Origin of the sequence: Pseudomonas sp. SW-3, assembly GCF_016615645.1 — a bacterium.
GTDB lineage: Bacteria > Pseudomonadota > Gammaproteobacteria > Pseudomonadales > Pseudomonadaceae > Aquipseudomonas > Aquipseudomonas mandelii.
Genome location: NZ_CP067098.1, coordinates 5,248,452 through 5,262,075 on the forward strand (window position 1 = coordinate 5,248,452; position 13,624 = coordinate 5,262,075).

The window sequence follows — 13,624 nt, forward strand, 5'->3', positions numbered from 1 at the left end:
GCGCAAAACTCCCCCGCGCAGCGTTCTGCGTGTTTTTTGAAGTCGGTGTTTTTAGTGGTCGGTCAGTCGGTCAGGTGCAAAACGAACGACTCATAGGGCCTTAAAAAAATCTGCCGGTTTCGCGGCGGACAGTTCGGGTAATTGCTGATGACCAGGCGTTGAGTCATGGCTTCGCTGATCACGTCATCGGGCAGCTCGACGTCGCACGGCGTGCCATAGAAATTGTTCAGTACCAGCAAACGCTCGCCTTGACCTTCACGCACATACGCCCAGATTTGCGGGTGCTCCGGCAACAATTGCCGATAGACGCCATCGGAAATCAGCACTTCGCTACGGCGCAGGGTAATCAACTGACGGTAGTGATGCAGCACGGAGTCCGGGTCGTCGAGCTGGGTGGCGACGTTGATCTGCGTCGCGTTGGCCGGCACGCCAATCCAGGGTTCTGCGGCGCTGAATCCTGCGTTCGGCTCGGTGTTCCAGTGCATCGGCGTACGGCCGTTGTCCCGGGATTTCTGCATGATCGCCGCCATGTTGTCGGCATCACTTACACCGGCCTCCCGCTTGAGGCGAAAGATGTTGAGCGTCTCGACATCGCGGTACTGATCGATGTGATCAAACCCCGGATTGGTCATGCCCAGTTCTTCGCCCTGATACACAAACGGTGTGCCCTGAAGGAAGTGCAGCGCGGTGCCGAGCATCTTCGCCGAGATCACCCGAAACTCGCCGTCATGGCCAAAACGCGACACCACCCGTGGCTGGTCGTGGTTACACCAGAACAACGCGTTCCAGCCACCGCCGGCCTGCATGCCGGTCTGCCAGTCCGAGAGAATGCGCTTGAGTTCGAGGAAGTCGAAGTCGGCGCGAATCCACTTCTGCAGGTTCGGGTAATCGACCTTCAGGTGATGAAAGTTGAAGGTCATCGACAGTTCTTTCGACTCTGGCTTCGAGTAGCGAATGCAGTGTTCCAGGCTGGTGGACGACATCTCGCCGACGTTGATCAGGTCGTGACCTTCGAAGACTTCGCGGTGCATTTGCTGCAAGTATTCATGCACGTTCGGGCCGTCGGTGTAGAAGCGTCGACCGTCGGTGTTGTCTTCTGGAAAGTCCGCTGGTTTGGAGATCAGGTTGATCACATCCAGACGGAAACCGCCCACGCCTTTATCGCGCCAGAAACGCATCATCTTGAAGACTTCGGCGCGTACGTTCGGGTTGTCCCAATTCAGGTCGGCCTGGGTGTGATCGAACAGGTGCAGGAAATACTGACCGGTCTGCGCTTCGTATTCCCAGGCCGAACCACCGAACTTGGATTCCCAGTTGTTGGGCTGATCGCGCCAGATGTAAAAGTCGCGGTACGGGTTGTCGAGGCTGCTACGGGCCTGCTGGAACCAGGCGTGTTCGATCGAGGTGTGGTTGACCACGATATCGAGCATCAGCTTGATCCCGCGCTTGCCCGCCTCGGCAATCAGCAACTCGCAATCGGCCATGGTTCCGTAGCTAGGGTCGATGGCGTAGTAATCGCTGATGTCGTAACCGTTGTCGCGCTGGGGCGAACGCAGGAACGGCGTGATCCACAGGCAATCGACACCCAGCCATTGCAGGTAATCGAGCTTGGCCACGACGCCGAGCAAATCTCCCGTGGGGTTGCCGGCGTGGCTGTGAAAACTCTTCGGGTAGATCTGATAGATCACCGAACGTTGCCAGTCTTGCATGGCGCTATTCCTTCAATAATTTTGTCCAGGCCTTGCTCGGGAATCCGGTCTGTCAGGCAACCCGATACCCTGGCCGGATAATCTTCATGCTCAACCCACAGGTCAGAACAAACGGCACGACCATCGCAATCACCATTCCAATCACAAACATCGGAATGAACTGCGGAATGATCGAGATGAAACCGGGCAAGCCGCCCACTCCGATGGCCGAGGCCTGGACCTTGTTCAGCGACAGGAAGATGCAACCCAGGGCCGAGCCGCACAGGGCCGCATAGAACGGAAACTTGTAGCGCAGGTTGACCCCGAACATGGCCGGTTCGGTGATGCCGAAATAGGCGGAAATCGCCGAGGTCGAGGCCATGCTTTTGTCGCGTACATTGCGGGTCATGTAGAACACCGCCAGTGCCGCGCTGCCCTGGGCAAGGTTGGACATGACGATCATCGGCCAGATGAACGTGCCGCCCTGGGTGGAGATCAGTTGCAAGTCGACCGCGAGGAACATGTGGTGCATGCCGGTGATCACCAGCGGCGCGTAGAGCAGCCCGAAAATCGCCCCGCCGACCATCGGCGCGAGGTCGAACAGCATGACCACGCCTTCGGTGATGAGAATCCCCAGATGCCGGGTCACCGGGCCGATCACGGCCAGTGCCAACACGCCGGTGACCACGATGGTGGTAATCGGCACCACCAGCAATTGCACGGCGTTCGGCACCCGCGCCCGCAGCCATTTTTCGATGACGCTCATGACATAGGCCGCCAGCAGGATCGGCAGGATTTGTCCCTGATAACCGACCTTCTCGATCTGGAACAACCCGAGAATGTCGAAGTACGGCAGGCTTTGCCCGTCCAGCCCGGCCACCGCTTTGCCGTAGTTCCAGGCGTTGAGCAGGTCCGGGTGAACCAGCATCAGGCCGAGCACGATGCCGAGAATTTCGCTGCCACCAAACCGCTTGGCCGCCGACCAGCCCACCAGTGCCGGCAAGAACACAAACGAGGTGTTGGCCATCAGGTTGATCAGGCTCCAGAGCCCGTCGAGTTTCGGGTAGGCATCCAGCAGGGTCTGGCCTTCGATGAACATCCCCTTGGCGCCGATCAGGTTGTTGATGCCCATCAACAGACCCGCAATGATCAACGCCGGCAGGATCGGCATGAACACGTCGGAAAACACCCGCACAAGACGCTGCATCGCGTTTATCTTGTCGGCGCTTTTTTGTTTAACGTCGGCGATGGTTGAGGCGGCGAGACCGGTTTGACGGCGCAGTTCGGCGTACACCTTTTCAACCTCGCCGGGGCCGATGACCACCTGGAACAGGCCGCCGGTGAAGAATGAGCCTTTCACCAGGTCAATCTGATTCAGCGTGGCGCTGTCGACCAGGCTCGGGTCCTTGAGGGCCAGGCGCAGGCGTGTGACGCAGTGCGCGGCCTGCTCGAGGTTGTCGCTGCCGCCGAGGCTTTGCAGCAGCTCGCTGGCGATGTTCGGATAGTCGTGGCTCATGCTTTTCTTCCGCTGTAGTTTTTTGTTTTTGGCAGCACGCCGAAGCGAAAAGTACTCGTCTGTACGAGTTAAAGCAACAACTCGTACAGACGAGTTTGATTTTGTTTACTACGACCCCGTCAATCGGCGACTTTTCCTACCTCCCGAAACGATGAAACCCAAAGCCGCATGGACAAACCCCTACCCTGCCCTTAAGGTTCGAAACCTTGAGTACATCGCGGCACAGAGCCATCCCCATGAGTAAATACAACCAGATCTACAGCGATCTGCTTGCCAGCATCACGACCGAACGTCTGGAACGCGGCGCCCGGTTGCCTTCCGAAACCGAATTGATGGACACCTATCAGGCCAGCCGCGGCACCGTGCGCAAGGCCATCGAGCAATTGCAGGAGCGCGGTTTCGCCCAGAAAGTCCACGGTAAAGGCACTTTCGTGTTGTCGACCAACCCGATCGAATTCCAGTTGGGCGGCATCGTCAGCTTCCAGGAGACCTATCCGCGACTGGGCAATGACGTCAGCACCGAGGTGGTCGAATTCACCCAAATCCCCCTCGAAGGCCCGCTGCTCGACCACATCAAGGCTGAAGAAGGCAGCCTGATCACGCGGATCAAGCGCGTGCGGCGGATTGACGGCAAACGCGTGATCCTCGACATCAACCATTTCGTCAGCGACGTGATTCCCGGCCTGAACCGCGACATCGCCGAGCAGTCGATCTACGCCTTCATCGAACAGACCCTGCAGCTGCAAATCGCCTACGCCCAGCGCACCATCGAAGCGGTCCCTCGAAGCAAGGACGACCAACACCACCTGGACCTCGACGGCCAGAGCCATGTGATCGTGGTCAGCAACCAGACTTTCCTGCAGGACGGTCGCCAATTCGAATACACCGAATCACGGCATACCCTCGACAAGTTCTACTTTTCGGATGTGGCACGGCGCTGACCCTACACGGTCACGAAAGGCATGTGGGCATAACTATGTAGTGCACTTGCCTTGAGCAAACGGGTCATCCTCACGGCCCATTTCTCAAGGAGCGAGATCATGCCTGCCGATCAAAGTACTGAAGCGTTACCCAATGCTGCCGACAGGGAGCAGCTGAAAACGATTGCCCCCGTCGTTGTCACAGCCTGTCCGGGGTTGAAGGAAGAAGCCCACGCGGTCGCCAGTGAAATCCTGAAAAAACACGGCATCACCGACAAGGACCCTGACCAGGTCTGGTGGCATCGGTTCGATAACGTCTCGGCCAGCAGCACCAAGGCCTTTCTGAGTTGGGAACACGCCCCCAAGCCCTGTGAATCACTGACCCTGACGCAACTGGTGATCCAGGGATATCGCGTGACCGATCAAGACGACGCCCTCGAACTGAACAGTAACGGCGGGTTTTACACTGAAGACGCAAACGCCAGCATTTTCAATGAAACCAACGAGGTGCGGATGTACCCCAGCAAGGTCCTCACAGACCTGTGGGAGATGAACCTCAGTGAACGCTACCTGAATAAGCTGAACGCTTTCTGGACCACGCATTTCGATGACTTCCGGAACCTGGCCAAATCCAGCTACCTCAGCAAAGCGGTCGAGGCGCGGCAAAACGGTCAGCTGGAAGAGGACGATTTCCAGACCGTCGTAAGGGCCGTTGTCGCTGACGCAGCCTGGCCGATTACCCTGGCGACGCTGCAATCCCAAACCACGGCGCCTGCGGATCTTCGTGTCTGCGCCCTGGATGTCGCAGGGCACGTCGCCACCGATATTCTGCGCATCGTTGACCGCAACGGCCGACAGATCACTTATGTTCCCGGCGCCGCACAGGCCTTCCACGTGCATCCCACACAAACGGACATGCACTGGTGGATGTTGCTGCAAATGAATGAGGCGCAGCCGCGGACCGAGTTCATGACCCATTTCCCGCTGTCGGTTCGCAAGGAAGTCCATGACAACATCACTCCGCTGATGAACCAGCTGGTCGGCACCTGGGGAAAATACGACCATCACTTGATCAATCAGAAAAACATCACCATCAGTGGCGATGCCTTCACCTGGCAGAGCCGGGCAGTCCAGAGCACGATGCTGGAAGAGGCGGACCTGACGCTGGTGACCCACGGACAAATGCGCAAACAGCTCTGGCTGGGTTACCTGAGTGCCGGTCTGCATGTTTTTGGTCCCTTGGCGATGATGGGCTGGCCAATCGCGCTGCCGGTGATCGGTGCCAGCCTCGCCGCGATGGGCTTGAACATCGACAAGGCGGTGAATGGCAAAACGGCGGCGCAGCGCAAGGCCGGCGTCATTGGCGCGGTGCTCGATGGCATCAATGCGCTGTCCAATATTCCGCTACTCAAGGAAGTCAACGTATTGGAAGACGTCGGGGCTGCGGCCGAGGCGGCTGAAGCGACCGAGATGGCGGATTTGAACAAGACCCTCAATCCGGAAGAAAGCGTCGTCACGCAAGACCCTCTGGCGCCCGGAGAGTCAGAGCAAGGGCCTGTGCAACCGGGTGTGTTGCCGACCCTGCCCGAGGAAACCGCCGAAGCTTTTGAAGTGCCGGAGCACTACCAAAGCAATGAAATCCTCGAAAACTACCCGATGGCCACGAGCGGAAAATTCCAGGGTATCTATACGCTGGACTCAAACCCTTCCACCGCCATCATGATGAACGATCAGGCTTATTACGTGCGCTACGAAGCCGACATCAACGGTGGCGGTACGTGGGCGATCATCGACCCCAGTCATCCGCAGGCGTCCACGGGATCGATTCCCGTGCGCCTGAATGACGAGGGCGAATGGGAGTTGGCACCCACAGCCGGATTGAAAGGCGGCGGCAAAGGCCTCAGCAAGCCTGCGCCCGTACCCGGTCCTTCCAGGCCGACGACTCACGCCCGGCCAAGGTCTGATTTTTTCAGTCATTTGACGCGATACGATGCACCCAATGGACGTTCGCTGAACTTCCTGGCCCTGGGAAAGCCGGAAACCCATATAAAAGTCGTGGCCATGCCTAACGGGTTCATCAGAGGAGTCTCCCCCTACGAAGAGTATGTCGCTGGGCGTCGAGCGGTGCTGATCAGGGATGCGATCGTATTCCAGACCCCGGAGGACTTTTTTGCCTCGTTGCCCGCCCGGCCGGTGCAGCCCGTGATCACACCCTCCACCACCGTGACGGAACTCATCGAGAACATTTTCAACACTGCGCCCGGCCTTGTCGTCGGTGAAAGTCAGGATCGCATTGCCAGCATGCGGTTCCTGATCGAAAACATGCAGACCCTGGCGAAACAAGGCGTCAAGACGATCTACATGCATCGCCTGCTCAACGACTTCAATCAGGTCGACCTGAACGAGTTCGCCGAAACCGGGGACATGCATGGGATGCTGGAGAAGTACCTGCAGAAACTGCCAGGTGATCCTGCCGGACAGCACACCCCTCTTGAAGTCGTCAAAGCGGCCCAGCAGAACGGCATTCGAATCCAGGCCACCGATTGCCTGGCGAGCTATCGCTACACAGATTCAAACTTCCGTGCCATCTCACGACAATCCGTCAAGACCTACCTCACCCATACCATCATGCAGGCCACTCAAGCCCGCAATGGCGGCGGAAAATGGCTGGCGCTCACCGACCAGGAGAGTACAAACACATTCAGGGGGATGGCCGGCATCAGCGAAACGGAGGGAGGTATCGGTCTACGCATCGAAGAAGTGGGCCCAGACCAGCCTATGCACCTGGGCATCGACCATGGCATCGAGGTCGGCCGTGATGTTTCGGAGGCCGGCGCTCAAATGCGCGGTGATTTCGACACCCTGTATGCCGACATCAGCTTGCAGATGCCGACTCCGGTCATTCAACGATCGTCTGAGCAAATCAATCAGCTGCTGTTCCGCCAGGGCATGTTCACCATTGAAAGGTCGGACGACACGTTGACGCTGATCCATCGCAGCCGGACGAATCAGATTGTGCGAACGATGATTGAGCGAACGGCGAATGGGGGCTTTCTGATCAACCGCCCTGCCTGGGCCGCCGTGCATCAGGTCACTTACGCGAATCTGATCAGCCTTGTCCACGCGCTCAATCGCATGGGCCTGATGCTTGAAGGGCGCCTGCCCACTGTAGCGGCCTGATCGCAAAAAGGCCCCGTGAACACACGCTCACGGGGCCTTTCAGGTGTTACGGGCGATCAGTCAGACCGGGATCATTCCCACTCGATCGTCGCTGGCGGCTTGCTCGACACGTCGTAAGTCACGCGGGAGATGCCTTCGATTTCGTTGATGATCCGGCCGCTGACGGTTTCCAGCAGTTCGTAAGGCAGGTGTGCCCAACGCGCGGTCATGAAGTCGATGGTTTCCACTGCACGCAGGGCCACGACCCAGGCGTAACGACGGCCATCACCAACCACGCCAACCGATTTCACCGGCTGGAACACCACGAAGGCCTGGCTGACCTTGTGGTACCAGTCGGCTTTGCGCAGTTCTTCGATGAAGATGTGGTCGGCGCGACGCAACAGGTCGGCGTATTCCTTCTTCACTTCACCGAGAATGCGCACGCCCAGGCCCGGGCCCGGGAACGGGTGACGGTAGACCATGTCGTACGGCAGGCCGAGTTCCAGGCCCAGACGACGGACTTCGTCCTTGAACAGCTCGCGCAGGGGTTCAACCAGCTTGAGGTTCATTTCTTCCGGCAAGCCACCCACGTTGTGGTGCGACTTGATCACGTGGGCCTTGCCGCTTTTGGCGCCAGCCGACTCGATCACGTCCGGGTAGATGGTGCCTTGAGCGAGGTACTTGATGTTGTCCAGTTTGTTGGACTGGGCATCGAAGACGTCGATGAAGGTACGGCCGATGATCTTGCGCTTCTTCTCCGGGTCGGACTCGCCGGCCAGGTTGTTCAGGAACTGGTCTTCAGCGTTGGCGCGGATCACCTTGACGCCCATGTTCTCGGCGAACATGGCCATCACTTGCTCGCCTTCGTGCAGACGCAGCAGGCCGTTGTCGACGAAGACGCAGGTCAGCTGGTCGCCGATGGCTTTGTGCAGCAGCGCGGCAACCACCGAGGAGTCAACGCCGCCGGACAGGCCGAGCAGCACGTTGTCAGTGCCGACCTGGGCGCGGATATTGGCGATGGCGTCTTCCGCAATCTTCGACGGCGTCCACAGGGCTTCGCAGCCGCAGATGTCGAGGATGAAGCGCGACAGGATGCGACCGCCCTGCTTGGTGTGGGTCACTTCCGGGTGGAACTGCACGCCGTAGTAGCCACGAGCATCGTCGAACATGCCGGCAATCGGGCAGCTCGGGGTGCTGGCCAGGATGTGGAATTCCTGCGGCATCTTGGTGACCTTGTCACCATGGCTCATCCACACGTCGAGACCGAACAGGCCGTCAGCGTCGATGTGGTCTTCGATGCCGTCGAGCAGGCGGCTCTTGCCGACCACGTCGACACGGGCATAACCGAACTCACGCAGTTCGGAACCTTCAACCTTGCCACCCAGCTGTTCAGCCATGGTCTGCATGCCGTAGCAGATACCGAAGACCGGAACGCCCAGGTCGAACACCGCCTGCGGGCAGCGAGGGCTGTCGGCTTCGTGCACGGACTCGGGGCCGCCGGCGAGAATGACGCCTTTTGGAGCGAATTCGCGAATCGCGTCTTCATCCATATCGAACGGATGCAGTTCGCAGTACACGCCGATTTCGCGCACGCGGCGGGCAATCAGCTGGGTGTACTGGGAACCGAAATCGAGGATCAGGATGCGGTGAGCGTGAATGTCGAGGGCCATGATTCAGTCTCGTCTAGTAATTCAGAAACAGTCGTGATTCAGAAACAACTCGGGGCTGAATAAAACAGCCCCGGTTACTTAACGTTTTGCTTGAAGCCTCAACCTACGCGGTAGTTTGGCGCTTCTTTGGTGATCTGTACGTCGTGGACGTGGGACTCGGCCATGCCAGCGCCGGTGATCCGCACGAACTCAGGCTTGGTGCGCATTTCTTCGATGTCGGCACTGCCGGTGTAACCCATCGAGGAACGCAGGCCGCCCATCAGTTGATGGATGATGGCGCTCAGGCTGCCCTTGTAAGGAACACGCCCTTCGATGCCTTCCGGAACCAGCTTCTCGGCACCCGCGGAGGAGTCCTGGAAGTAACGGTCGGAGGAACCCTGGGCCTGGGACATGGCGCCCAGCGAACCCATGCCACGGTAAGCCTTGTACGAACGACCCTGGAACAGTTCGATCTCGCCCGGGGCTTCTTCAGTACCGGCGAACATCGAGCCCATCATCACGCAGGAAGCACCGGCTACGATGGCCTTGGACAGGTCACCGGAGAAGCGGATGCCGCCGTCGGCGATCAACGGAACGCCAGTGCCTTCAAGGGCAGCGGCGACGTTGGCGATGGCACTGATTTGCGGGACGCCGACACCGGCGACGATACGGGTGGTGCAGATCGAGCCAGGGCCGATACCGACCTTGACCGCATCAGCGCCGGCTTCGGCCAGGGCCTTGGCAGCAGCGCCGGTGGCGATGTTGCCGCCGATGACCTGCACTTCAGGGAAATTCTGTTTGACCCAGCGAACGCGGTCGATCACGCCTTTGGAGTGACCGTGTGCGGTGTCGACCACCACCACGTCAACGCCGGCATTGACCAGGGCAGCGACGCGGTCACCGGTGTCTTTACCGGTACCAACTGCTGCGCCAACACGCAGACGACCTTGATCGTCCTTGCTGGCCAGCGGGTACGCCTTGGCTTTTTCGATGTCGTTGACGGTCATCATGCCTTTGAGGGCAAATTTGTCGTCGACGATCAGCACGCGTTCGATGCGGTGTTTGTGCAACAGCTCACGAACGTCGTTCTTGTCGGCGCCTTCCTTGACCGTGACCAGGCGCTCTTTGGGCGTCATCACTTCGCGGACAGTGGCTTCCAGACGATTTTCGAAACGCACGTCACGGGAAGTGACGATGCCGACCAGGTCGCCATTGTGCAAAACCGGAACGCCGGAGATGTTGTGCAGACGGGTCAGTTCGAACAGTTCACGCACCGTGGCTTCAGCCTCGATGGTGATCGGGTCCTTGACCACGCCGGCCTCGTAACGCTTGACCTTGCGCACTTCGGCAGCTTGCTGCTCGATGGTCATGTTCTTGTGGATGATACCGATGCCACCTTCCTGAGCCATGGCGATTGCCAGACGGGCTTCAGTGACGGTGTCCATGGCGGCAGAAACCAGAGGAATATTCAGCTCGATGCCACGGGTAAGGCGGGTCTTGAGACTGACTTCGTTAGGAAGCACCTCGGAATAACCGGGCACTAGGAGAATGTCGTCGAATGTCAGAGCTTCTTGGCTGATACGCAGCATCGCGGGGGCTCCCGAGCGGGAAAATGGAAGCGCGCCATTATAGTCAGACACCCCCTCGTGTTCAATGTAAAACTCTTTCTATTATTAGCATTACTGATATACGGGGATTGTCGCTTCCTACAACTCGACTTTCACCCAACTGACGGGCTGATCCAGCCAATCGGCAAACTCATCGATAAAGCTCTGCTTGAACCCGGCCTCGGCCCAGTTGTTAAAGATGAACCCCAGGTTGGAAAAGCCGCATTCCTGCAGGAAAAGAAAGCCGTTGATGTCGTCTTCATGCCCGCACTCCGGGCAGGTGAAGTTATCGGTGCGCCCTGGCATCCACTCCTCCAGGCTTTCGAACAGCGCTTCGCCGACTTCCTTGCGGCACTCGGCGCAACCCGCCTCTTCCAGGAACCCCTTGGCCGGCGTGTAGATGCAGCGCTTGGTGATGATCTCCAGGCCATTGATCGGCTCGCCGAACGGCAGCGCTTGTGGGTGCAACACCACGGCGCGGGCACCGTCGGCGATGGCGTGGCCCATGCGGTTACCGGTACGGCCACACGTGGTCAGCTCTTCCTTGATGATGTTCTTGCGCACCAGCCAGCGCACGACCGCCCGGGCCCGGGGTTCGTGTACCGGCAGTGTGGAGATTTTCGGGACGATGATGCTTTGCGAATTCATGGTGCAAGCCTACTGCGTCAATTGGATGTTTCTGCGGTGTTCTTACTGACGCCTTCGCGGGCAAGCCTCGCTCCTACCGGAAAAGTTTGCGAACGACTGTAGGAGCGAGGCTTGCCCGCGAAGGCATCGGAACGGCCGGCAGCTTAATCCCTGACGAAATCCGGTCAAGTACTCAAATAACGCCCGATCAAGGCAATCCCGCTCGCCAGCACCAACCAGGTCACCAGCCGCACGAACGCCTCGCGGGACAATCTCAGGGTCAATCGCCGCCCGACCCACAGCCCCACGGCCATGGCCGGCAATAGACACAGGGCCAATATCAATAAGGGTAGCTCGGCATAGACACCTGCGACGGCAAACAGGCTCAAGCGCACCACGGTGCTGCAACTGATCAGCGCACTCTGGGTCGCCCGGGCCGCCTCTTTGGGCAGGCGACTGTTCAAATAGATCGCATATAGAAAGCCGCCACTGCCAAACAATGCCCCGAACATCCCGCCCACCGTGCCCATCGGCACCGCCCAGGCGGCGGACAATTGTGTCGGACGGGTTTTGACCCACAAGCTGTAAATCGCGTAGGTGCTGATAAACAGCCCCATCAACAGCAATAACACATCGGATTTGAGGTTCAGCAGAAAGATCACCCCCAACGTGCAGCCCACCGCCATGCAGGGCAGCAGCCGCAGCAACTCGGGTTTCGCCACATCCCGCCGCGAAGGCAGCAGATTGCCAAACGCTGCGACGAAATCCAGCAGCACCAGCAACGGCACGATCTTCGACAGCGGCATGAACAGAATAAGAATCGGCCCCGCCACCAGCGCAGTGCCAAATCCGGCGATACCAAACACGATATAGGCCAGGGCAATGCCCAGCCCGATCACCAGCCAATCCGTGGCGCCGAATGGCCATGGGTTCAACAACTCAAGCACACTCATTCCCTCGTCTTCCCTGAATCCCGGGGCTGACTTTACTCCTTATGGGAGCGCGCAGGCCCGCTCTCATAAGGGATTTGTGCGCACTCATGGAGATTGTTCGACGAATGCCTTTATCATGCGCCCCATGATTAAAGATCCCTTTGCAAGACTCGGCCTGGACCGTGAAGTCCTGACTGTCAGCCAGCTCAACGGCCGCGCGCGGGTGTTGCTCGAAGACGTGTTCAGCAACATCTGGGTCGAAGGCGAAATCTCCAACCTCGCCCGCCCGGCGTCCGGCCACGTGTATTTCACCCTCAAGGACAGCGGCGCCCAGGTTCGTTGCGCGCTGTTTCGGCAGAACGCAGCACGAGTTCGCCAGGCGCTGAAGGACGGCCTGGCGGTCAAGGTGCGCGGCAAGGTTTCGCTGTTCGAGGGGCGTGGCGACTATCAGCTGATCCTCGACACCGTGGAGCCGGCCGGTGACGGTGCGCTGCGTCTGGCGTTCGATGCACTGAAGGAAAAACTCAGCGCCGAAGGCCTGTTCAGCGCCGAGCGCAAAGTGCCGTTGCCGGCGCATCCGCAGCGCATCGGCATTATCAGTTCGCCGACTGGCGCGGTGATTCGCGACATCATCAGCGTCTTTCGCCGCCGCGCACCGCAGGTTCAACTGACTCTGATCCCGACCGCCGTACAGGGCCGCGAAGCGACTGCGCAAATCGTCCGCGCCCTGAAACTGGCGGACGCTCGCGGTTTTGATGCGCTGATCCTCGCCCGTGGCGGCGGTTCGCTGGAAGACCTCTGGTGTTTCAACGAAGAAGCCGTGGCCCGCGCCGTGGATGCGTGCGTGACGCCGATTGTCAGCGCCGTCGGCCACGAAACCGATGTCTCGATCAGTGACTTCGTCGCCGACGTCCGCGCCCCGACGCCCTCCGCCGCCGCCGAATTGCTCGCGCCGGATTCCAGCGACCTGGTGCGCCGGGTCGAAAGCCTGCACCGGCGCCTGGTGATGCGCATCCGCGACCGCTTGATGCGCGATCGGCTGCGCCTGGAAGGCATGTCCCGTCGCCTGCGTCACCCTGGCGAACGTCTGCGCCAGCAAGCGCAACGTCTGGACGACCTGGACATGCGCATGCGCCGCGCTTTCGAACGCAGCCTCAATACCCGTCGCGAACGCTTGATTCGTCTGGAAACCCGCCTCGCCGGGCAACACCCGGGACGGCAATTGGCAATGCTTCGTCAGCGCCTCGACAGCTTCGCCGAGCGCCTGCCGCGAGCCATGCGTGAAGGGCTCAAGTCCCGTCGCCTGCAACTGCAAAGTCAGGTGCAGACGCTGCAAGTGGTCAGCCCGCTGGCGACCCTGGCCCGTGGCTACAGCATTCTGCTGGATGAACGCGGCAACGCGATTCGCAGCGCCGAGCAAACCCATACCGGTCAGCGCCTGAAAGCCAAACTGGGCGAAGGCGAGCTGCATGTCCGGGTCGAAGACAATCACCTGACGCCTGTCACCCTTTCTTTACTGGATTGAT

General features: G+C 59.4%; 9 protein-coding genes. 3 read left to right on the top strand and 6 right to left on the bottom strand.

Features of this window, described 5'->3' with window-relative positions:
• Window positions 1-62 precede the first annotated feature (62 nt).
• Both treC and treP read right to left on the bottom strand, forming a co-directional pair.
• Window positions 63-1,709 carry an alpha,alpha-phosphotrehalase gene (gene treC / locus JIO00_RS23625; RefSeq protein WP_200666943.1) on the bottom strand — a complete coding sequence of 549 codons (1,647 nt, stop codon included), beginning with the start codon at window positions 1,707-1,709 and terminating at the stop codon, window positions 63-65.
• Window positions 1,710-1,761: 52 nt separating this feature from the next.
• Window positions 1,762-3,204, bottom strand: a complete 1,443-nt coding sequence (gene treP, locus JIO00_RS23630) for a PTS system trehalose-specific EIIBC component (RefSeq protein ID WP_145308456.1) — start codon at window positions 3,202-3,204, stop codon at window positions 1,762-1,764.
• A 236-nt stretch (window positions 3,205-3,440) separates the two neighbouring features.
• Here treP and treR point away from each other — a divergent pair, with 236 nt between their 5' ends.
• Window positions 3,441-4,145 carry a trehalose operon repressor gene (treR, locus tag JIO00_RS23635; RefSeq protein ID WP_010457814.1) on the top strand — a complete coding sequence of 235 codons (705 nt, stop codon included), beginning with the start codon at window positions 3,441-3,443 and terminating at the stop codon, window positions 4,143-4,145.
• A gap of 99 nt (window positions 4,146-4,244) precedes the next feature.
• A complete protein-coding gene (locus JIO00_RS23640; RefSeq protein WP_200666945.1) occupies window positions 4,245-7,304 on the top strand; it encodes a membrane-targeted effector domain-containing toxin in 3,060 nt (1,019 codons plus the stop codon).
• A gap of 71 nt (window positions 7,305-7,375) precedes the next feature.
• On the opposite strand, the gene guaA is transcribed toward JIO00_RS23640, so the two are convergent.
• The 4 genes from guaA to JIO00_RS23660 form a co-directional block, all read right to left on the bottom strand.
• Window positions 7,376-8,953 carry a glutamine-hydrolyzing GMP synthase gene (guaA, locus tag JIO00_RS23645; RefSeq protein WP_010457818.1) on the bottom strand — a complete coding sequence of 526 codons (1,578 nt, stop codon included), beginning with the start codon at window positions 8,951-8,953 and terminating at the stop codon, window positions 7,376-7,378.
• 98 nt (window positions 8,954-9,051) lie between these two features.
• Window positions 9,052-10,521, bottom strand: a complete 1,470-nt coding sequence (gene guaB, locus JIO00_RS23650) for an IMP dehydrogenase (RefSeq protein ID WP_010457821.1) — start codon at window positions 10,519-10,521, stop codon at window positions 9,052-9,054.
• Between the two features lie 117 nt (window positions 10,522-10,638).
• On the bottom strand, window positions 10,639-11,187 hold the full coding sequence (locus JIO00_RS23655; RefSeq protein ID WP_010457822.1) for a hypothetical protein: 549 nt from the start codon (window positions 11,185-11,187) through the stop codon (window positions 10,639-10,641).
• A gap of 164 nt (window positions 11,188-11,351) precedes the next feature.
• Complete coding sequence (locus tag JIO00_RS23660; RefSeq protein WP_200666947.1) at window positions 11,352-12,119, bottom strand: sulfite exporter TauE/SafE family protein; 768 nt, start codon at window positions 12,117-12,119, stop codon at window positions 11,352-11,354.
• A gap of 124 nt (window positions 12,120-12,243) precedes the next feature.
• On the opposite strand from JIO00_RS23660, the gene xseA reads away from it, so the two are divergent.
• Entirely contained in the window at window positions 12,244-13,623 is a 1,380-nt protein-coding gene (xseA, locus tag JIO00_RS23665) for an exodeoxyribonuclease VII large subunit (RefSeq protein WP_010457826.1), read from the top strand.
• Window position 13,624: the final 1 nt, after the last annotated feature.